We start from the raw sequence: 21,609 nt of genomic DNA on the forward strand, positions 1-21,609 counted from the left end.
TTCTCCCTACGGAATCCTTACGTAAATTCCAATTAAAAAACGCTCTTTTTTACTCTACCTTTACAAGAAACTAGTGGATGCACGATTAGTATAAATATGTAACCAATTGAACGCACATCAAGTCTAATAACTAAATTACTTATACGGTTATTACTTATATAAAAGTGTGCAAATGGTAAATAAAAATTAGTCCTTAAATAGAAGATTTCTTCTACATAAGACAAACATGGCTTGAAAAGTTCTCAAGCTGAACATCCTGCTTGCCTATAATTTGTTCTTACTCATTAGTAAGGCAGTAGACAAGCATGACAAATTTGCAATCTTAACATCGGAAAATAAAAACATAAATTGTATGAAAAAATACACCAAAGTTGTAAAGCATTTTTTGGCATTGGCTACTCCAGCGATCGCTACTTCGATATTGGCAACCTTACCGAGCCAAGCTGCTACCCTTGCATATTCTGAGTCAAAATTCAACATCAACAACTTTAGTACTAGCCCTTCAGATGTTAGGACTTTGACTGATAATGTAACCACAGCAATTAGCACAGGTGGTCAAGTAACTGCTGATGCTAACGCTGAGGCTAAGTTTAATATCGATGCAAACAACTCTGCCTCCAATTTGTCCTTCAGCCAAGCTCAAGGTCAGGGTGATGGCTATACAGGATCGGCGGAAAGCTTTGCTGGGATTATCGGTTATGATTTCATAGTTGACAAAGAGTTTTCTTTTGATTTCAGTGGCTTATTTAACCTGAAAACATCCATTGATGATGCCGTGACTGAACGTGCAAATGCTCGTGGAGAGTTTTTATATCAGTTATACGACAGCGATACTGGTAATCTTTTAGACTCTTTCAAGATTTCTGGAAATTTATCAACTATAGGTAACAATGATGCTTTTGTATTTGAACCGAGTAGTAACATAACTCTTGATTCAAATCAGACTACTATTGATAAATCTTTTGGCGGAACACAGGAATATGCTTTGACTAGCTTTAAGGGTAAATATTCCCGTACTTTCGATAAGTTAACTCGTTTAACCTTAATAGAATCTAAAAGTAATCAGGTGAGCGTCTATACTGTCCCAGAACCCTCAACAATTCTAGGTTCGCTGTTTACTTGCACTATGTTTGGTGCTGTCTCGATACGCAAGCGTAAAAGAGCTTCTTCGGTTGCGTTGTTAATTAATAAGGATTGATTTAAGGTCTGTTTAACTTTCTTTTGTCACTGCTCAAACAATACGGTTCAGTTAAGCCCAAAAACCTGATGTGAGACGCTATAATCGCGTCTTCAAAGACCAATAGTTCTTAACTGAATCAATCGTATTGGACTATATCCGAAAGCGCCCAGAATGCGATCGCTCTTAGTATTTGTTGAATTATATTTCTAGCTTAGAGCATGTTGGTCAACTCTAGTATCCTTCCCGGAAATTACCTCAACTGTGCGGAATCCCAGCACTGCCAAAAGATTATTTTCGGGGAGCTTGACGGGAGCAGGTTGATCGCCGTGACCTGGAGCCGGGAGGGGATAGGCAGTCGCCGCAGCAGTGTGGAAGCGAATATTGCCCTCGCTATGCTCAATCACTTGATGGATGTGCCCCGTTAACACTGTTACCGATGCAAAGCGAGATAGCTGTGAAAGCAACTTAGCCGAATCAGCAGTTGCCCATCCCCATTTGGGATAAAGGTCATATAGAGGAATATGACTGAAAACAACTAGAGGTGTATCCTGTTTCTGGTTTGCCAAATCTTTGGAGAGCAAGTCCAATTGCGCCTCACCTAGTTTGCCCGTACCGGTTATCCCAAAGTCCAGCACATTGGTCAAGGAGACAAAGTGTATTCCCCCCCGATCCCAAACCTGTAAGCCTTCTTTGACATCTTTGCGGTTAAAAGCTTCCTCGTAGGCTTTGCCGCGATCGCCAATCGTATCGTGTTCCCCTGGTAGGGTAAATAGTGGGACTTTCAATTGAGAAAGTAGTTGTTTGGCCAGATCGAATTCTTCTGGTTTAGACAAATGGGAGATATCTCCGGTGTGAATGACAAAGGCTGGTGGAGTAGGTAAGGCATTAATCGCATCGATCGCTTTCTGAAGTGTATCGGTCACGTGTTCATTTGCAGGTTTTTTGAAACCGATGTGCGTATCGCTAATTTGAACGAAGGAAAACGGTGAAGCCGTGGATGATTTTTGAGCATTTGGTTCTCCCACCTGACAGGCAGTTAATAAGCCATTTCCACCAACAGCCCAGACAATACCGAGTCCTGTCCAGCCTACGTGTTCAATAAATTTTCTGCGTTGCATTGGTATTCCTCTGGTTAATTTTTCTTATTTGTTACTGTCAGCGTCCCTTTCATAAAGGGATGAACTGAGCAAATATAGGGATAGGTTCCGGGTTTAGTGGCGGTGTAGTTCCAGGTTTGATTGGTATCCAGTGCTTTAGAGTTGAAAGTACCATCCGTAGCCGTAGCCGTGTGGGGTTCTTCATCGACATTGATAAATTGAACCGTTTTACCAACAGCTAGAGCCAAATTCGCTGGCTCAAATTTGAAATTACGAATTTTGACCGTAGTATCGGCAGTTTGTTGGCTAGTTTGGGGTTGCTCGTTGGGTCGATCTGTCATCGCCATTGGTTGGTTAGTTGTTGCCTTATGGTTTGGACTACAGGATGACAACGACAACAGGATGACCAGAAAGGCACTGGCGATCGCTATGAAAAAATAAGAAATGTATTTCATGAGCGTTCTTTTATCCGCTTTGGTTGATGGCGTTTAGCAAATAGTCCGGTCAGCGAGAGTCCGGTAGCCACTAAGCCAATCAGGCCTAGCCCATTCAAAACTGGCAGAATGGCATCGAGTTTGAAGATTTGGAAGGTGTGAACAGTGATTAAAAATGCAGCAAGCTCTTCTTGATGCAACCATGTGTCGGCGATGGCAATGCTAATACCAGTCAGAGCAGTAAAGAGTAATGGCAAACAAAAGAGTGTAGCAATTAGCCGATGGTACTTGCGAAATGTGTTTTTCATCATAATTAATTGAGTAACGCCAGTTTTTTAGTCTGCTGTAAATCCTTGCAATTGATTTTCAAGGTTATGGCGATAGCCTCGATCGCTTAGTGTTTTTAGGTAGTCGATTCGCTTTAACAGCAGCTTGAATAATGTCTTGAGCCGCGATCGTTCCAGAAGCGATCGCTGACATCAATGCACCATTGCTGGGAATGCCTTGGTCTTTTAAGTAGCCTTGATACGCAAGAGTTGCCAGATTAAACGAATTAAGCTGGTTTGTAGAAGGTTGCTTTGCCATGTAGGGATTGAAGCTGGTTGGTGCGGTTTGGGTCTGCGCGGCAGCAGGCAAAATGGCGGCAAACAGCAGCAGTGTTGTTAACAGCACAGAAATAGAGCGTCGCATAGAATTACCTCTAAGATTGGTTGTTTGGCTACAGCGGTTTTACTGACCTTCAATGCTGGGATGCAGCACAAACTTTCAGGCAAATTGGTCGAATCCAAACTGCCAAAAAAGGGCGTTGCAAATTGACGATATAAATTTCGTCGGGACATTGCAGTGCAATGGCCAGTGTTAAAAGCTGTAGGAGTGGGTAGGTAAGCAATTAGCGCGATCTCAGGAATTTAGTTGCAACTTCTGCCTGAAAAGAATGCTAACTGGGTTACTTACTTGTCTCTACCTTTAAGACGACTGGCAACTAATTTTGGATTTAAACTTTTTAAATGTCCTTGCTAGACTGCTGTTTGCGGTTCATTCGGTTTGGGGTGCAAGTTAATCAGAACGAAATAACCGACTTCTAAAAAATTTCGACGCTAGACTCATCCAATTAGCTTCATCAATCGTTTTAGAGATCGGAGTAGGTTTGCTCTATGCTCAAAAGAAGTTATGAAATCAGGATTGGCACTCACGCTGCAAGATACATTAGGCATTTTTGCAGAGAAATTAGCCTCGGTCTATTCACCTGAATCTATGGATCTAAGTTCTCGCGATCGCCATTCATCAGAACCTTCATCGAAGAGCGATGCTGCACTTTTGGATGACCTGAAGGCACATCTGCCAACGGCGTTAAGGTGTCTCTACCAGCGCTACGGCAGCGTGGTGTATGGAGTGGCGCTGAAAGTTTTGCAAAGCCAGCCGGAAGCCGAAGACCTAACCCAGGAAATTTTTCTGTCATTATGGCAGCGTCCGATTGACCCGGCTCACCACGATCGTTTGATGCGCTACCTGATTGTCATGACTCGATCGCGGGCGATCGACAAACTGCGATCGCGCAGTCGCACCCTTAATTTGGTGCAACGTTGGGGGCAGAACGTTACTGCTGCACCCCCTGCGCCTACTCCGGTTGAGCAGGCTGTTTTCAATGAGCGATCGCAGCAAGTGCGGCAGGCATTGACTCAGCTTTCAGACCGGCAACGACAGGTGATTGAACTGGCGTATGATGCCGGACTGAGCCAATCAGAAATTGCCCAACAACTGCATAAACCCCTGGGAAGCGTGAAAAGCTGGACTCACCAGGGACTCTTGAAACTGAAGCAACTTTTACAACACTCCATTGACTAAGGTTATGACTGAACCCCTTACTCCTCAAGCAATCGAAACCTTGGCAGCAGGCTATGTTGTGGGCGACCTCGATCGCGCCGAACTAGAAGTTTTCGAGCAACTGCTGGCAGAAAATCCAGCATTAGTGGCAGAAGTGAAGCGGCTTCAGGCAACTTTAGACCAGGTTGTTTACAGCTTAAATAGCGTTGAACCGCCTCCCCATCTCCAATCTGCCATTCTGACTGCCGCTACCACGACTTTCCAATCCTCCCAGCCCAAACCATCTCGGCTTTTCTGGTACAACGTCATGGGTAGTGTCGCGGCACTCCTAATTCTGTATTTAGGAATGGATAACTATCGCTTGCGACAGGATTTCCGTATGGCTAGTGATATCAATACCCTACTGCAACAGTCCCAAACACAACTTTTCTCTCTCAAGGCTGTGAATGCGTCGGATACCGCGACAGGTAGCTTTGTGGTGAATCTAGGACAAAGACAGGGGATTCTAGCCGTGCAAAATCTGGCGGCTCCCCCCACAGGAAAAGTATATCGACTTTGGGCGATCGCTGATGGCGAAAAAATTCCCTGTGGCACTCTGAAAATTAATCCTCAGGGAAAGGTGCTAGATAAATTCTGGATGCCTGCCGACTTTTATGACACAGGTATCTCTGGATTATTCGTGACTTTGGAATTGTCTGAAACTAATCGTTATCCAACCGGAACTATCGTGATGCAGAGTAACTCATTGACCAATATCTAACCTCAGTAACTCATGCTCTATCCCTCAAAATCAAAAATCTGCGTCAAGGTCAAGCCATTCGCACCTATTGGTCTGGAGTGGTAATTAATCCCATAGGATTACCTAATCCAGCACTGATAATTGCAGAGGTAGGAGCAAGAGTTGGTTATTTACCAGAGCAATAGCTATTAATTTCATTGACTATTGAACTTTCTTCGCTACTACTCTTTTGCAGAGATACCAAAAAGCCCTTTGCTGCTGGTAGATTCTTTTTATCTATGGCTGTTGCTGCATTATTCAATTGCTTGCTGATGTTTTGATAAAGTGTGATAAAGCGTCCTTGAAAACCTTGCAATTTTTCATCTTTAATTTCCAGTGCTTTCATCTCTTTGGCAAGTGGATCTATCTTACCAGAAAGTTCAGTTAGAGCTTTGGAACCTTTTGCGGGATTGGGATTTTTAGCGAATTCCTGACCTAGAGTAGATCCCTGATTAGCAACTTTTATGATTTTGTTACATTGAGCAACTTTACTTTCGCCACAACCTGCAAATAATAAAGCGATCGCAGTAGTGACTGAAAGTATAAAACTTTGCTTAAATACGTGCTGCATAGATTCTATGATCTCCAACTATGTTTCGTGAAAGTTGGGCAGTAGAAATCGAGGATGGCGAAAATATTTTTTCTAAAAAGAATCTTTATTTTTGTTTTTAACTCTCTTTCTGCCCTGTTACTTTATACTTCATTTTTTCGATAATGCGTATGTAATTACACGTAAATCAGCATAAATATGGGGAATTCCTCATTTAAGTAAGTCGGTGCAATAAAACCAAACTGTGCAACAAAAGTAAATCTGTCCATTTAAAATACGTCTGAGTACACACCTAAAATTTTGTTTAGCTGCCAGTAGAACAATAGTATCGCTCTCCTATTTTCCAAAGCTGGAGCGCAACTATTAGAAAGATAATGCCTGCGATTGGTGATACATAACAAAACCACAAAGGCACTAAAAAAGCATCTTCTTTTTCAAGTACTGCAAGCAAAGGAAAATAACTGACGCAAGCAAGCGGTATCAAGAAAGTAAAGAATCGCTGAAACCACTTGCTATAAATTGCAAGAGGGTACTGAGCCGTTTCGACTCCTCCATAAGTGAGGATATTCATAATTTCGAGAGATTCAATAGTCCAGAAGGTGATGGTTGCTTGCATAATAACAATGCCAACAAAGAGCGCGACTCCACCAAGAAATGAAGTGCCTAAAAGCCATAAAGTTTTAAAAGTTAAAGAAATGTGGAGAGATGAAAGTGACCACCACATAACAACAATTCCTTGAAAAAGTCTTCCGATTCGTTTTAAAGTAAACTCTTTACCTAACAGTTGAAGTGCTGTGGTGCGTGGACGAACAAGTAAACGGTCGAAGTCTCCACTTTTAATTATTGTTGTAAATGAGTCAAACCCTTTTCCAAGCGCATCAGCACAGGCGAAAGAAATATTAACTACTCCATAAAAGAGAGCAACTTCATTTAAAGTCCACGTACCAATACTATTGAAACGACTAAAAAGTGCCCAGATTCCAAAAAATTCAACAGCAGTGCCTAAAAACTGCCCTATGACTTGCAGCCAGAAAGAAACTTTGTACTGCATTTGCGACTTGAAAGATACAGAAATATATCGAAGGTAAAGCAAAAAATCATTCATAGTCGCGTTGTAATTCTTATCTAAAATAAACTATTTAACCTATTTTAATGCTTAAAAAATTACTAATTACTAATTAAGAATTACGAATTATTGACTTATCCTCCCTGAATTACAAGCTTCCTGATGCCATATCTCACAAGAACACGCCCAAGGATAATAATGACAACTATCCAAAAAGCTTGATGCAGTAATATATAAAACAGGGAATTTGGTTGAAGGTTTCCAGTAAAAAGACGAAAAGGTTTGTCTATTAGTCCTGAAAAAGGAAGTGCATTTACAAAAGGCTTGCTCCACTCAGGGAAAAGTGGCAACGGAACAATCATGCCAGAGAAGATACTAACAAGAGTAGGTAGAATACTATTAATTCCCTCGCCCGAAATTGTCCACATCATTGATACAGTCAAAAGCATAGTTAATGCAGATGAAAGTAAAATTGCGCCAATAAAAGAGATAAAAAAGGCAACAAAAGAAGCAAAGGAGGGTGGAGAAGAAAGCGACCATTCATCAAGCCCAAAAATGCGAAAAATAAAAATTGTGACTCCAAGAAGCGGAATGCTACGAAGTATCAGGGGCGTTGTGCGAAGTGCCAAAGCGCGAGTAAACCAAAAATTATAAAGGTCTGTGGGTCGGAGAAGATCGTATCCTACAGCACCAGTTCGGATGAGTTCTTGAATATCTTTATCACCTCCCCAAGGGACAATTGCCATCAAAAACGCCTGTGCCAGCCACACATATCCTACAGCTTGTTGAAAAGTCATAGGTTGAGCAGAGGTTGTATGAGTAAAGAATGCCTGTAAAACCATTATTTTTACTAACCCCCAGAAAAGCTGAGTTCCAATGCCAGCCAAAGCAGCAGCACGGTATTGCAACAGCAGTGTAAATCTAGCAACAAACAGTGACCAATATGCTTTCATAGGAAAATTCCTGCTGAAATTGCATAAAGTTCCGCAATTATCTCTTCAATAGGTGGATTTTCTACAAAAAGATCCTCTACTTCATGTTGTGAGGTAACTCGGCTAATCAAAGATGCAGCAGAAAGCTTTGTGGGATCGAACGCTAGAGTTACTGTGCGACCTTCTTTAGAGATAATACTGACTCCTTGTTGTTCAAAAAAGAAATCATCCTTTGCTAAGTCGATTCTTAAATACCGACGCGAGGAAACTTGAGAACGCAATGCTGTTAAAGTTCCATCACAAAGAATTTCACCTCCACCAATAATAATTATGCGATCGCACAATGCCTCGATATCATCCATATCATGGGTAGTTAGGATGGTGGTTACTTGATGAGTTTTATTCAGGGTTTTAATAAATTTTCTGACTGCAAGCTTGGAAACTGCATCAAGCCCAATAGTAGGTTCATCAAGAAAAAGAATTTCCGGTCTGTGAAGCATTGCGGCTGCAAAGTCACATCGCATCCTTTGACCAAGGCTTAACTGCCTCACTGGAGTGGAGAGAAAGCTTTCAAGACCAAGCAAATCAATCATTTCTTCGCGTGTCTGACGATACTCTGATTGGGGAACGCGATAAATATCCCGCAGCAAATCGAAAGACTCAATCACTGGCAAATCCCACCAGAGTTGCGTTCTTTGACCAAACACTACACCAATGCGATTAACGTGCTTGATTCGATCTTTCCAAGGAGTTCGTCCGCCAATTAGGCATTTTCCACTGGAAGGTACGAGAATACCGCTTAAAATTTTAATCGTGGTCGATTTACCGGCTCCATTCGGGCCAATGTATCCTACAAGTTCTCCCCGTTCCAGGGAAAACGAAACTCCTTTGAGGGCATAAACTTCTTTAGTTTTTCGCTGCACAAGTCCTCGTATTGAACCGAAAAGCCCAGAGGAACGTTCAGACACAAAGAAAGTCTTCCTGAGATTTTCGACCAGAATGTGAGACATATTTTGTTAGTCTGTTATTGCCAAGAAAGGCAGGGTACAGGGGGCAGGAGGCAGAAGGCAATAAAATGTAAAATGGGCTTGGCTGGATTAGGAATTGTCTTGGTAGTAGCTGGGGTGAGTAATGTCGGAGCGATCGCTAGGCAAATGAAAAATTTCGAGATATATCATTTAATAATAAGTAAATTGCCAATGCAATCCCCACGTCTTTTTCCCTACACCCTACACCCTACCCCCTACACCCTTCTTCATGACGCAGGCATTCACTTACACCGCTAAAATGATTTCAAGGAAACTCTTCAGCAGAACCACAACGCTGAAAAATAACCTGTAAGTATTATCTGGTGCGATCGCAGGAGGCAAAAAATGGGCTTGGCTGGATTAAGAATTGTGTTGGTAGAACCAGCTGGGCCGATCAATATCGGCGCGATCGCCAGGGTAATGAAAAATTTCGGTCTATATAATTTAGTATTAGTGAACCCCCAATGCGATCCGCTATCGACGGAAGCTTTGATGATGGCTGTTCACGCTCAGGAAATTATAGAATCTGCGGTAATAGTGGCAACTTTACCAGAAGCATTGCATGGATGTGTACGGGCGATCGCTACTACTGGTCGCGTTCGCAGTTTAGAAACACCTTTAGAAAATCCCCGCACTGCACTACCCTGGTTACTGGAGGAGCCAGAAAAACCCACAGCCCTGATTTTTGGCAGAGAAGACCGGGGATTAAGCAATGAAGAATTAAATTATGCACAGAGGTTTGTTGGCATTCCCACAAGTCAAGATTATGTCGCCCTAAATTTGGCTACTGCTGTCGCAATTTGTTGTTATGAATTGTCACAATCTGCCCAAAAACTTGACACTCAAACCTTACCTCAAACTGAACTCGCACCCTTGGATGTTGTGGAAGGATACTACCAGCAATTAGAATCAGTATTACTGAAAATTGGTTATGTATATCCCCATACGGCAGCTAGTCGGATGGGAAAATTTCGCCAATTATATAATCGCGCTCACTTGAAAACTGGGGAGGTGGCCATGCTGCGAGGAATTTTGCAGCAGGTAGAATGGGCCCTGAAAAACCAGAAGAATAGTGAAAACTTGTAATTATTCGTTTAATATATACGCAATCATCTCCCCAAAATAATTAATATGGCTTAAACTAAACACAAAAATGCTACTTAGTGGCAAAGTGGAATTTGAGTATTAATATTGCTTAAAAATTAAGTTTGGGGTCAAGAGTCTGCAAGAAAACAGTCAAGTGGGTCACAAGGAGTAACGGTGTCAGAATCAAGTGGCGAACTAACAGCTTTCTCGCGGCGTCAACCCTTAAATCGCCGCCCGCAGCCACAAAAAGTTCAAAAAGTGGTAAAGAAAAGAGTTAAAGCTAACAGTCAGCAGCAAACTACAAATGGACAAGAAGGGGCACTAACACGCCCAAAAAATCAAATCAGTCCTCCCCCAATTGGCGCTACACGTAGGGTAAAATCGGGGTTAGTTATGCCAACGGCAGTAAAACCAATACCTAGTGTTAAGGGAAAAATTCCTCCCTTTCGACCGGGTGCTGTGATGGTTAAAACAGTGCGGATGGAAAAGCCAAAAACAGGCAGACGCTCATCGCGAAAAACCCAGTTAAAGCCAATGGCCAAAACCGTATTGTATGTTTTGCGGTTATTGATTGTGGGTGTTGGGATGGGTGCAATTGTGGGCACTGTATTGTCAGTATTAGACCCAGCCAATCGCATCAGCACAAATTCGGCGTCGCAATCTAATAATAATGTTAGTAATGTGGCGCGATCGCAACCACAACCTACCCAAACTCCCCCAGCCGCAGCTTCGAGTCTATACCTATCTCAAGAAATTACCTCTTTGAAAAATGCCGTGCAAAATTTGGCGGCCACCAACCCAAATCTTACACCGGGAATTTTCTTAGTAGATTTGGATACTGGTAATTATGTAGATATCAATGCCTCTACGAGTTTTCCAGCGGCTAGCACGATTAAAGTGCCGATTTTGATTGCCTTTTTCCAGGATGTAGACGCGGGGAAGATTCGCCTAGATGATATGCTGACCATGCAACAAGATATGGTCGCTGGCGGTTCAGGAAATCTGCAATACAAACCACCAGGAACTCAGTACGCCGCTTTGGAAGTAGTCACTAAAATGATTACAATCAGCGATAACACGGCGACAAATATGCTGATTGCCCGACTGGGAGGAATAGACGCCTTAAACCAGCGTTTCCGTAGCTGGGGATTGACAACCACAACAATTCGTAATCAACTCCCAGATTTGCAAGGGACAAACACTACTAGCCCCAAAGAACTAGGGAATTTGATGGCAATTGTGAGTCAAGGAAATTTAGTCAGTATGCCATCACGCGATCTCATGCTTGATATCTTGCGTCGCACCCAAAAAGACACTCTGCTGCCAGCAGGTTTGGGAACAGGTGCAAGAGCATACCACAAAACGGGTGATATCGGTACAATGTTGGCAGATACAGGTTTAATTGTGGTTCCAACTGGCAAGCGCTATATAGCCTCTGTAATGGTACAACGTCCTGCAAACGATCCTCGCGCCGAAAAATTGATTAGCTCAATTTCTCGTGCAGCCTACCAAGAGTTTAGCCAGAATGTTGTCACACCAAACACCACTACAAACATACCCACAAATGGTTATCAGCCCCAGGTTGCGAATCCTGCTTTACCTAACGCTACAACAGGCACTGCGCCCATGAGCATTTATCAGCCTCCTGTTGCCACTCCTGTACCTAACGGCATGGGAAGTACAATACCCACAAACGGTTATCAGCCCCAAGTTGCGAATCCTCAATATTATCCTCAAAGATAATTTGTAATTCGTAATACTTTTCAAACAAATGAAACTATTAAGATTTGATGATATTATGATTAGGGTCTAAATTACCATTCAAATCTTAAGAGTTCCAATTCCTAATAGCTAGTTTTCAACATTAAACGCAATTTATTTTGAATATTTATAGTCAATTAAATTGTTCTAACAATGTCTCAACACTAGCATTACGATCCAAAAAAGAAAATAAATGCCAGTAGCGCAGTTTTCCTTCTTTATCTAATACAAACTGTGCTGGTAAAGGCGCTCCCAGTGCCTGCCCTGCTTGATATGTACGAAATACTCGACAACTAGGATCGCTCAAAAGTGGCATTTTTAAGCCTAAATCTTTGACAACTATTTGACTCTGCCTTTCATCAGTACTAGTAATTATTAAAACTTCTATACCGCGATTTTTGAATTGCTCGTAGTTTTTATTCAAAGCTTTGATGTGAGGAAAACAAAGAGGGCAATATTGCTTTTCGGTAAAGATGCGAGTAAAGGCGAGTAACACTGGTTGTTTGCCTTTATAATCAGACAACTTTACTAAAGTTCCGTTGGTAATATCTGGCAATTGAAAATCAGGTGTTCCTACTCCCAATCTGAGTTGATTGCTAGCTGGAACTGGTAAAAAATTACGGAAGAATCGCTCATTTAATAAGCCACTAAAGTCAGTTGAAGTCAACATATTTTTAACCTTGGTTATTTAAATACTATTTTAGAAAAAACCACAGATATTTACGGAGGTTGACATTGTTTAATGTGTATCTCTGTTTATCTGTGGTTTTCATTGATTTTGCTTTCAACTCCAAAAAGCTGGATTAGAGTTTTTTAGCTAGCGAAATTTAGACAGCAGAGAAGTAGACTTTAGACTTCACTGGGTCAGGATTCATGGTCTTGTCACCAGGTTGCCAACCAGCTGGGCAAACTTCGTCAGGGTGAGACTGAACATACTGAATTGCTTGTAATGTCCGCAGGGTTTCATCAACGCTACGACCAAAAGCTAGATTGTTAATCGTGGCGTGCTGTATAATACCATCTTTATCGATGATGAACAGACCACGCAAGGCAATGCCTGCTGCTGGGTCAAGAACGTTGTAAGCGGCGCTGATCTCTTTCTTGATGTCGGAGACTAGAGGATAATTCAGGTCGCCGACGCCACCAGACTTACGATCTGTTTGAATCCAAGCAAGGTGAGAAAATTCACTGTCAACCGAAGCCCCAAGGACTTCAGTATTGATTTTCTTGAATTCTTCGTAGCGATCGCTAAATGCTGTAATTTCAGTAGGACAAACAAAGGTAAAGTCTAGTGGGTAGAAAAACAGGACGACATACTTACCGCGATAATCGGAAAGTTTGATTGTCTTAAATTCCTGATCTACCACAGCCGTTGCTGTGAAATCGGGAGCTTGTTGACCAACGCGGAGGCTTCCTTCGGTTCCGTAAGTAAGGGACATTAACCTAATTCTCCTTTATCGGTTTAGTAGCGTTGGAATTTGGGTCAAGTAAAATTTACCCATCCACGCTCTCACAGTTTAATTACGATCTGTTACGACTATATCATACTCATAACGATTTTGAGTAGCAAATGCCTGATTTAGATACAAGAGAATGGTTACTTACCAACGGCTTAGGAAGTTTTGCCAGCGGTACAGTTTCTGATGTCCGCACGCGTACTTATCATGGTTGGCTGTTTGCCGCCACAAACCCACCTTCTGGAAGGACTCTGCTGTTTTCGCACCTAGAAGCTAGCTTGGAAATATTAGGGCGCGTTGTGGCACTGGGCACAAATGTTTGGGGTAACGGTCAGATTGAGCGAACAGGCTATGAACAGCTACGCCGTTTTGATATTAACCCAGTTCCTAAATGGACTTGGGGTCAAGATAACTGGCAATTAACCAGACAATTTGTGATGCCCTATGGTTTGGTGGGGAATGAAGGCTGGGGATTGGGGATTGGGGACGAAGGGACACAGGGGCAGGGGAGCAGGGGAGCAGGGGAGCAGGGGCAGGGAAGAATAATTTATAACCAATGCCCACTCCCCAGTCCCCAGTCCCCAGTCCCCAGTCCCCAGTCCCCAGTCCCCAATCCCCAATTTTGCCATCGAATTTTAATCCAGTATCGCTATGAGGGAACTGAAACAGCGATTTTACGGTTGCGACTGTTGATAGCAGAACGTGACTTTCATCACCAGCAGATTGCTAGTCAAGAATTACAGTTTTCACAATTGCTAGGGGAACAGCAAGTCTGTTTACAAGCAATCAATTCTGGGCGTTTCGGCATACCTTGGCACTTGCGTTGGACACAAGGAAATTATCAACCAGATGCAGTTTGGTATTGGGATTATAGATTGTCTGAGGAGACAAAACGAGGATTAGGCGACAAGGAAGACCTCCACAGTCCTGGTTACTTGATAGTCACACTTCAACCAGGAGATACGGTGACTTTAGAAGCACGAGTAGGTTTTCCCGACTCAGTGCCAGGTGTTCTCACCGTCACAACCTTCACAGAAGCTGTGGAGGCAGAGCAAGAAAGGCTCTCACAGATTTTTGGATGGAGAGAGGGAGGTAGACGGGCAGCACTTCGGCTACGCTCAGTGACCGAGGGGCAGGGGAGCAGGGGAGACAAGGAGGACAAGGAGGAATTATTGAAAATCTCTCCCTTGTCTCCCCCTTCTTTTTTGTCTTCTTTGTCTCTTCTCCATGCCCAATGCCCAATGACGCCAGTTGCTTCAAGTCGGCAAAGCCGCCCAACGCACTGGCTCCCCAATGCCCAATTTCCAATCTGGCAACAACTACTTAAAGCAAGCGATCGCTTTATCGTCTATCGAGCCTCAATTGCAGGCCCTACGGTTATTGCTGGTTATCACTGGTTTAATGACTGGGGACGCGATACATTAATCGCTTTACCGGGGTTGGCATTAGTTCCACAGCGTTTTGACCTCGCAAAAGGAGTATTGCGAACTTTTGGGCATTATTGTCGCCACGGTTTGATTGCGAATGCATTTCCCGATCTCAATGGCGAACCAATTTATAACAGTATTGATGCGGCATTGTGGTGGATTGAAACTTTAGGACTTTATTTAGAAGCTACCCAAGACTGGGATTTTTTGGCAGAGCAATTCCCTGTAGTACAGCAAATCTATAAAGCGTTTGTCGGTGGTACACATTTCAATATCCAGGTCGATGCTACCGACGGACTAGTTAGTTGGGATGCTCGTGGTGTAGCTCTCACCTGGATGGATGTGGTAATTGGGACACACCCCGTCACACCCCGTTATGGGAAGCCAGTGGAAATCAATGCACTGTGGTATTCTGCTTTATGTTGGCTGAGTCAATGGGCAGAGCGCTTGAGCCAAATGGAATATGGCTCACCAGTGCGTCTCACTAAGCAAGCACAGCGTTATGCTAACCAAGCACAACATATGAAAACCTCACTGCAAAAATTCTGGAATCCTCAGCTAGGTTATCTGTACGATACTATTGAACCAGACGATCGCCGGAATTTTCAAATTCGTCCCAATGCCGTTTTGGCGCTGTCGTTACACCATTGTGGGTTTTCCGAACAGCAAGGGTGTCAGATATTAGATTTGGCAACTACCAGCTTGCTCACACCTTATGGTCTTCGCAGTCTCGATCCAGGAGATCCAGAATATAAAGGAAAATATGAGGGCAATCAACAGCAACGCGATCGCGCTTATCATCAAGGCACTGTTTGGACTTGGCTAATTGGGCCGTATATTCGGGCTTGGCAACGTTTTTATCCACAACAATCGTTGCCTTTTGATTGGCAACCTTTGCTAGATCATTTTTTCTTTGATGCTTGTCTTGGTTCTATTTCTGAGATTTTTGATGGCGATTCACCTCACACACCCAGAGGAGCGATCGCTCAAGCTTGGTCAGTTGCTGAAGTAATCCGCTACATAAAATAGTTGTAGGATAGAGATGGTCTTGGATAATTATTCTTGATTAATATACATTCACAAATTAATATTGCTAGTTGGAACCTACAAAACCCTTAATATACAAGCTTTTTAGTAATTTATTTAATTATTTAAAAGTGACTAGAGATTTTCGTTTATTTCACCAATTTAGGCCGCAAAACCAAAGATATTTATTTTCTCTTGTGAGAAAATATCCTATAAGAAAACTTCGTGGATGAGATGTAGTATTATTGAGAGTAGGAATGTAATTAAGGCTTAATATACATACTCTAAAGGATGTATGATTAATAGCACAATTACTATTGATAACAGCTGAATTTACATTTCCTGATTATGAAAAACATCATATATTAAGGCTAAATAAGCCTAAAGAAGTATAGATATAAATCAAGAAATCAATTAATAAAATAAAGTACGAAAAATGAAGTTTACGTAGGAATTTTTGTAAATAAAGTGACTCAACCTAATAACAACACTAACCTCCAAGAGGCAACAGATTTAGGGGCTTCCATTGCTCTAGCTACTACTACAGATAAATGGCAAGTATTGTCGTACAAGGCTCCAATCCTACCTATACATGCGGCTCTACTTCGTACTGGTAAAATATTCTTTTTCTGTGGCTCAGGTAACGATCCCAATCGGTTAAATACTCCCTATGACAGTGTGGTCTGGGATATAAACAAGGGAACCTTTTCCCGTCAAGCGCCTCCATTGGATAGTAACAATCAACCTATGGATCTTTTTTGCGCTGGTCACTCCTTCCGGCCTGATGGTCAGTTATTAGTTGCAGGTGGAACTTTGCGCTATGACCCATTTTATGGTTCACCCTATGCTCTGATGTTCGATCCCATTGCTGAGAAATGGGTCAAGATATTATCAATGAATAATGGTCGCTGGTATCCTACTGTGTTAACACTAGGCAGCGGTCGAGTCTTAGCAGTGTCTGGGCCGGATAAAGATGGCAAGCTCAATAGACAACCAGAAATTTATTCTGCTTTCTTTCCAAATGGTTGGAACGCTTTTCCAACAACTAGTGCCTTACCGGCATACGCACATCTGTTTCTACTAAGTAGTGGTAAAATCTTTTATTCAGGTGCTCAGATGGGTGTTACTGGAGTGACACCAAGGATATTAACCCTGCCAGAGACATTTACACAATCCATTACAGAAAAAGTGGTGACAGGGCTGCAAGACATAGCTTTTGGCGATCAAGCTGCCAGTGTGCTTTTACCACCTGCACAAGATCAAAAGGTGATGATTCTTGGTGGAGGTAGTGGTAAAACAGCAACCAAGAGGGTAAATATTGTCGATTTAAAAGCTAGTAATCCAACTTACGTAGCAGCAAAGCCGTTAAACTATGCCAGGATGCATCACAGTGCAGTTTTGTTGCCCGATCGCACAGTGTTTGTTTGCAATGGTAGCAAAATGAATGAGGACACAACACAAGCAATGCTGCCAGCAGAAATCTACAATCCAGCGACAAATACCTGGACAGTAGTAGCTAAACAAACTGTCCCCCGCGTATATCACTCGGTGGCCTTGCTGCTACCAGATGGTAGGGTCGCAGCAGCTGGAGGGAACCCTCAACGGACGGTCAATGAACTGCGATTAGAAATCTACAGTCCTGCGTATATGTCGCGATCGCGTCCAGTTATTCGGAGCGCTCCTCAAACAGTGACCTACGGGCAGCAATTTACGATTCAGACACCCCAAGCTGCGAATATTAAATGGGTTAGTTTTATTAGACCAATGGCAACTACCCATTCTTGCGATACAGAACAAAGGTTAGTCGATGCACCCATTATTTCTAGAAACGCTACTTCTGTTAAGGTCACGGTCATAAACAATCGAAATATCGCACCACCGGGCTGGTACATGCTTTTTATTAGTGACAACAATGGAACACCCTCAGTAGCAACCTGGACGCAAATATATTAGCCTTATCTGTTTATGTTCGCACCGCTACCTAATAAAAGTCATTAATTCTAGGAAGGAAAATATGAATTACAAGCTATCACGTCGACGGTTTGGACAGTTGGCGCTTGCTGGAACTGTAGTCTCTGGACTGAGTTATCTAACCAAGAAAGCCTTGGCAGAAACACCAAGTGTAAATATTGTCGGTATAGGTTCTAGCCCGATCGTTACTATTGACCAAACGGCTATTACAGAGGTAAACACTACTGAATTAGTAGAGAACACTGCCTTAAACAGTGTAAGCACAGATATTAAGCCTGTAGGACTAGTTTTGCAATCCTTAATGACAGGAAAAGCTCAGGTACTTACGGATAAAAGTACACCTCTATTAGAGCCTAATGAGATATTGAGTGGTTTTACCTCTTTAAGCGATGGCACACTTGTTGTAGCCATTACTCCGGTTGCGATTAGTCGGAGACAGGCGACATTTACTCGTATTACATTTTTGGGTACGCCTGTAAGAACTTTGATACTCTCAGGACTTAAACCAAATCAACAGCTTGGGAGCTTGCTAGGTACTAATGATGGGCGGCTCATTGGTTTAGTAGGTAAGAAGAACGGGACACCACCAATCAGATTGGTAGATATTAACCTTCAAACAGGAGAGATAAGTTCTATTAGTAAGGTTAAATTCCTGGACGATGAGCGGATCAGCAATCTAGCTGAGTGTCCAGATGGAATACTTTATAGCTCTGTAGTTGGTGAGTATGGTGAGACAACTCTGGTACAGGTAGATCCAAATCAAAAAAAGCCTATCAGACTAGGACAATTGAAACTTAATGGTCAAGCATGGAATAATGGCTTACAAAGCTTAGTTTGCTCTGCAACAGGTCAACTCCTCGCCTTTGGAGCTATGAGATATGAGACTCCTAATGCTGTGTTTATTGTTGATAAGAACAGTGGAACTATGACTCGGCTACAAGACTTTGATAGTGCTCAGATTACACGTGCTCGTGCTTAGAAGAAATTGATGTCTGGTTTTGGGGGAAAGGGAAAGGGTTAAAAGGGAAAAAACCTTATATATCTTGCCTTCCACTCCTTTTCCCTTTAACCAAGCAGTATTGGGTACAGCTTATTATTAAGAATATTTTTGACTGATTTTCTAATTAGTTAACCCTGGAAATTCTGATTAATATAAAACAGCAGTAACTCAAACAAATTTATAATGATTTTGATAGATAGCTGATATCAGGAAAGGTTGCCGAAGTTCAAAACTTGCTCATTAGATTCTCCTTTGGAGTACAGCGATCGCCTTTTCGACAGCTAAGAATCTAATGAGAGAGTGGGTTAGCTACGCTAACCGGAGGTATCGCTAATTATTAATTACGACGGAAATTTCTCTTGCGTTGTTTGTGTCTTGCGACTTCTTTGCGTTTGTGTTTTTCCAAAGGTGTTTCAAAGTGACGATTCTTTCTCATGTCTGGAAAAATACCTGCTTTGGAGACTTCCCTCTTAAATCGACGTAAGGCTGACTCAATTCCTTCATTTTCGCCCACAAATACTTGGGTCATTTATCATCTCCTACTTAATTGGTACTGGCAATTAAAGCCATCCAGTAGACCGGAGCGCAAAAAGGGCAGATAATGATTCTGCCCTTTAGACGTTAAAACTTAATTTTTGATCTTAAAGCTTAGTAGCGCGATCTATTGTATCCACCGCCACCGCCACCGCGACGATCGCCACCACCAAAAGAACCACCTCTATCTTCCTTTGGTTTCGCTTTATTCACTTTGAGATCGCGTCCCATCCATTCAGCTCCATCAAGAGCATCAATGGCAGCTGTTTCTTCTGCTTCTGTGCCCATCTCTACAAAGGCAAAGCCGCGTGGCCGTCCTGTTTCACGGTCAGTAGGTAACTGAACCCGTTTTACAGTACCGTGTTCGGCAAAAACAGAATTGAGGTCTTCTTGTGTGACCTCGTAGGATAGATTACCTACATAAATTGACATGCATTATCTCCAAAATCATAGGTGTGTAGAGATTTAGATTTCGGAGGCAAGTTTGTTAAGACCAAAAGGAAAAAGCCTGTCAATACTAAAAACAAAGAATGTAACCGAATTTTATTCTCACTTGATTATCTTAGCACATCATTGAGTTCTTACCCACCGTAACTCAAGATTGGGGATTGGAGATTGGGCACAAGAAGCAGAGGTGCAAAGGGGTACGGAGGAAAAACTTACTGCAATTTCTTTTCTGCTTTTCCACTGCCTCATCTTTCTCTGTAACCAGTCTCCTCATAATATTGATTAGCAGAAATTACCCAAATAATTGCAAAATAAATGCAGTTCGTCATTGTTACTAATTGGAAATGCCGACTACACTTGCTGACGCACAAAATTTACTTTCTGACCTGATCGCCCGCTACTCTAAGCGTGTAGATTATCTAATGATTCGCCTTGAAGAAGCAGAAGGGACTGATATCTTGTTGCGTGGCGACAAGGTAGAAACTCTCAGTGAAGGCATCTCCATTGGTGGACATATTCGCGCTTGTTATAAAGGCGGATGGGGGTTGAGCTGCTTTAACCAACTGGCAACAATCGAAGATCGCATAGAAGAAGCGATCGCAGCTGCGCGGATGGTTGGTAATGAAGAAACTTTACTTGCACCCATTGACCCAGTGCAAGCAGTATGCATTCTACCCCTAAAAGGTACCGATCCCCGAAATATCCCACTCTCGCAGAAAAAACAATTGTGCGATCGCTATGCCCAATTGCTTAAAAGCGTCGATCGCCGAATTACCACTACCTCGGTGCGTTACGGTGATAGCGCCCAAAAAGTAATCATTGCTACTTCTGAAGGTACTTCGATCGAGCAATCTTGGGTGGATATGGAAATGCGCTTTGCCGCCACCGCCAGAAATGGCGAAACCGTACAAACTGGACGGGAAACTACTGGCTCTCGCAAAGCTTACGAAGATTTAACTAGTTTGGATGAACAGGTAAAAGATGCTGCTCAAAGAGCGATCGCCGCTTTATCTCTACCACCGGTCAAAGGCAATACTTACACTGTAGTCATTGACCCAATTCTCACGGGTTTATTTGTCCACGAAGCCTTCGGACATCTTTCTGAGGCTGATATGGCTTACGAAAACCCCGATCTGCTGGAAGTTATGACCATCGGACGGCGGTTTGGCCCAGAAGAACTGCAAATTTTTGATGGTGCGGCTCCAGAGGGACATCGCGGTAGCTATTTTTACGACGATGAAGGCACACCAGCTACTACTACTCAACTAATTAAAGATGGAGTTTTAGTGGGACGTTTACATTCTCGTGAAACTGCTGGCAAATTGGAGGAAGCGCCTACGGGTAACGCTCGCTGTCTCAACTATCACTTTACTCCCATTGTGCGGATGACAAATACTTGGATTGAACGGGGTAAAACACCAGTTGCAGACTTATTCACCGATATCAAAGAAGGAGTTTATGCCCGTAATTGGTTGGGTGGGATGACAAATGGGGAAATGTTCACCTTTAGCGCTGGAGAAGCGTGGATGATTAGGAACGGCAAAATTGCTGAACCTGTGCGAGATGTGACGCTTTCGGGAAATGTATTCCAAACTTTAGCGGATATTGAGGGACTTGGTGATGATTTTTATTGGGATGAATCTGGCGGTTGTGGTAAGGGAGGACAAAATGGTTTATCAGTGGGTTGTGGTGGCCCTAGCCTCCGAATTCGAGATGTAGTGGTTGGTGGGGAAACATGAACTATCTGTTTCAGTCGTAAGAATCATAATCTGCAAAATAATAGGAATTAGTTTTGCCATAACCTTTAGCAGACGAACACCACAATTGAGTATAGCGATCGCTTTGCACTAATGCTTAACGTGAGTCTGCAACGGAGGCTCACGTTAATGCTTAAACTTTTAAGGTGAGCAACATCCCTCCCAAGTATGAAATTAATTCACAACTCTAGGTAGTAGCGGTAGTAGTTAAAAATAGCTAGTCTAGACAAAGTTGATTCAATATCCACTCTAGT

Annotated in this window: 21 protein-coding genes; 9 read left to right on the forward strand and 12 right to left on the reverse strand. The window is 42.6% G+C overall.

Annotation, left to right across the window (positions count from 1 at the left end; genetic code table 11):
* Positions 1 to 352 precede the first annotated feature (352 nt).
* Positions 353 to 1,198, forward strand: coding sequence for a PEP-CTERM sorting domain-containing protein (locus RMZ95_RS00280; protein WP_322683155.1), 846 nt, complete (start codon positions 353 to 355; stop codon positions 1,196 to 1,198).
* Positions 1,199 to 1,386: 188 nt separating this feature from the next.
* On the opposite strand, the gene RMZ95_RS00285 is transcribed toward RMZ95_RS00280, so the two are convergent.
* The 4 genes from RMZ95_RS00285 to RMZ95_RS00300 form a co-directional block, all read right to left on the reverse strand.
* Positions 1,387 to 2,298: a metallophosphoesterase family protein gene (locus RMZ95_RS00285; RefSeq protein ID WP_322683154.1), complete on the reverse strand. Its 912-nt coding sequence runs from the start codon at positions 2,296 to 2,298 to the stop codon at positions 1,387 to 1,389.
* Between the two features lie 14 nt (positions 2,299 to 2,312).
* Positions 2,313 to 2,732 carry a cupredoxin family copper-binding protein gene (locus RMZ95_RS00290; RefSeq protein ID WP_322683153.1) on the reverse strand — a complete coding sequence of 140 codons (420 nt, stop codon included), beginning with the start codon at positions 2,730 to 2,732 and terminating at the stop codon, positions 2,313 to 2,315.
* Positions 2,729 to 3,019, reverse strand: coding sequence for a peptidase (locus RMZ95_RS00295; RefSeq protein WP_409882123.1), 291 nt, complete (start codon positions 3,017 to 3,019; stop codon positions 2,729 to 2,731). The genes RMZ95_RS00290 and RMZ95_RS00295 overlap by 4 nt, the downstream gene beginning before the upstream one ends.
* A 64-nt stretch (positions 3,020 to 3,083) precedes the next feature.
* Positions 3,084 to 3,401, reverse strand: coding sequence for a hypothetical protein (locus tag RMZ95_RS00300; protein WP_322683151.1), 318 nt, complete (start codon positions 3,399 to 3,401; stop codon positions 3,084 to 3,086).
* 480 nt (positions 3,402 to 3,881) lie between these two features.
* On the opposite strand from RMZ95_RS00300, the gene RMZ95_RS00305 reads away from it, so the two are divergent.
* Positions 3,882 to 4,556, forward strand: coding sequence for a sigma-70 family RNA polymerase sigma factor (locus RMZ95_RS00305; protein WP_322683150.1), 675 nt, complete (start codon positions 3,882 to 3,884; stop codon positions 4,554 to 4,556).
* A 4-nt stretch (positions 4,557 to 4,560) separates the two neighbouring features.
* On the forward strand, positions 4,561 to 5,295 hold the full coding sequence (locus RMZ95_RS00310) for an anti-sigma factor (protein WP_322683149.1): 735 nt from the start codon (positions 4,561 to 4,563) through the stop codon (positions 5,293 to 5,295).
* Positions 5,296 to 5,440: 145 nt separating this feature from the next.
* On the opposite strand, the gene RMZ95_RS00315 is transcribed toward RMZ95_RS00310, so the two are convergent.
* From RMZ95_RS00315 to RMZ95_RS00330, 4 genes are all read right to left on the reverse strand, one after another.
* A complete protein-coding gene (locus RMZ95_RS00315) occupies positions 5,441 to 5,884 on the reverse strand; it encodes a hypothetical protein (protein WP_322672562.1) in 444 nt (147 codons plus the stop codon).
* A 283-nt stretch (positions 5,885 to 6,167) separates the two neighbouring features.
* A complete protein-coding gene (locus RMZ95_RS00320) occupies positions 6,168 to 6,914 on the reverse strand; it encodes an ABC transporter permease (protein WP_322683148.1) in 747 nt (248 codons plus the stop codon).
* A gap of 149 nt (positions 6,915 to 7,063) precedes the next feature.
* On the reverse strand, positions 7,064 to 7,882 hold the full coding sequence (locus RMZ95_RS00325; protein ID WP_322683147.1) for an ABC transporter permease: 819 nt from the start codon (positions 7,880 to 7,882) through the stop codon (positions 7,064 to 7,066).
* Positions 7,879 to 8,871 (reverse strand): ATP-binding cassette domain-containing protein, encoded by a 993-nt coding sequence (locus tag RMZ95_RS00330; protein ID WP_322683146.1) that lies wholly within the window; start codon positions 8,869 to 8,871, stop codon positions 7,879 to 7,881. Before RMZ95_RS00330 ends, RMZ95_RS00325 begins: the two co-directional genes overlap by 4 nt.
* 363 nt (positions 8,872 to 9,234) lie before the next feature.
* On the opposite strand from RMZ95_RS00330, the gene RMZ95_RS00335 reads away from it, so the two are divergent.
* Positions 9,235 to 9,975 carry an RNA methyltransferase gene (locus RMZ95_RS00335; protein ID WP_322683145.1) on the forward strand — a complete coding sequence of 247 codons (741 nt, stop codon included), beginning with the start codon at positions 9,235 to 9,237 and terminating at the stop codon, positions 9,973 to 9,975.
* Positions 9,976 to 10,149: 174 nt separating this feature from the next.
* On the forward strand, positions 10,150 to 11,718 hold the full coding sequence (locus RMZ95_RS00340) for a serine hydrolase (protein ID WP_322683144.1): 1,569 nt from the start codon (positions 10,150 to 10,152) through the stop codon (positions 11,716 to 11,718).
* Between the two features lie 151 nt (positions 11,719 to 11,869).
* On the opposite strand, the gene RMZ95_RS00345 is transcribed toward RMZ95_RS00340, so the two are convergent.
* Positions 11,870 to 12,406, reverse strand: coding sequence for a peroxiredoxin (locus tag RMZ95_RS00345; protein WP_322683143.1), 537 nt, complete (start codon positions 12,404 to 12,406; stop codon positions 11,870 to 11,872).
* Positions 12,407 to 12,563: 157 nt separating this feature from the next.
* A complete protein-coding gene (locus RMZ95_RS00350) occupies positions 12,564 to 13,175 on the reverse strand; it encodes a peroxiredoxin (protein ID WP_069068387.1) in 612 nt (203 codons plus the stop codon).
* A gap of 131 nt (positions 13,176 to 13,306) precedes the next feature.
* Here RMZ95_RS00350 and RMZ95_RS00355 point away from each other — a divergent pair, with 131 nt between their 5' ends.
* The 3 genes from RMZ95_RS00355 to RMZ95_RS00365 all read left to right on the forward strand — a co-directional run bounded on the left by RMZ95_RS00355 (position 13,307) and on the right by RMZ95_RS00365 (position 18,596).
* On the forward strand, positions 13,307 to 15,649 hold the full coding sequence (locus RMZ95_RS00355; RefSeq protein ID WP_322683142.1) for an amylo-alpha-1,6-glucosidase: 2,343 nt from the start codon (positions 13,307 to 13,309) through the stop codon (positions 15,647 to 15,649).
* Positions 15,650 to 16,114: 465 nt separating this feature from the next.
* Entirely contained in the window at positions 16,115 to 17,599 is a 1,485-nt protein-coding gene (locus RMZ95_RS00360) for a galactose oxidase-like domain-containing protein (RefSeq protein ID WP_322672571.1), read from the forward strand.
* A gap of 61 nt (positions 17,600 to 17,660) precedes the next feature.
* Entirely contained in the window at positions 17,661 to 18,596 is a 936-nt protein-coding gene (locus RMZ95_RS00365) for a hypothetical protein (protein WP_322683141.1), read from the forward strand.
* A 358-nt stretch (positions 18,597 to 18,954) separates the two neighbouring features.
* On the opposite strand, the gene rpsU is transcribed toward RMZ95_RS00365, so the two are convergent.
* Both rpsU and RMZ95_RS00375 read right to left on the reverse strand, forming a co-directional pair.
* Entirely contained in the window at positions 18,955 to 19,146 is a 192-nt protein-coding gene (gene rpsU / locus RMZ95_RS00370) for a 30S ribosomal protein S21 (protein WP_069073774.1), read from the reverse strand.
* A 119-nt stretch (positions 19,147 to 19,265) separates the two neighbouring features.
* Entirely contained in the window at positions 19,266 to 19,583 is a 318-nt protein-coding gene (locus tag RMZ95_RS00375) for an RNA-binding protein (protein ID WP_322672574.1), read from the reverse strand.
* A 359-nt stretch (positions 19,584 to 19,942) separates the two neighbouring features.
* Here RMZ95_RS00375 and RMZ95_RS00380 point away from each other — a divergent pair, with 359 nt between their 5' ends.
* Complete coding sequence (locus tag RMZ95_RS00380; RefSeq protein ID WP_322683140.1) at positions 19,943 to 21,337, forward strand: TldD/PmbA family protein; 1,395 nt, start codon at positions 19,943 to 19,945, stop codon at positions 21,335 to 21,337.
* The last annotated feature ends 272 nt before the right edge of the window (positions 21,338 to 21,609 follow it).

The organism is Nostoc sp. DedQUE07 (assembly GCF_034530975.2).
Classification (GTDB): domain Bacteria; phylum Cyanobacteriota; class Cyanobacteriia; order Cyanobacteriales; family Nostocaceae; genus Nostoc.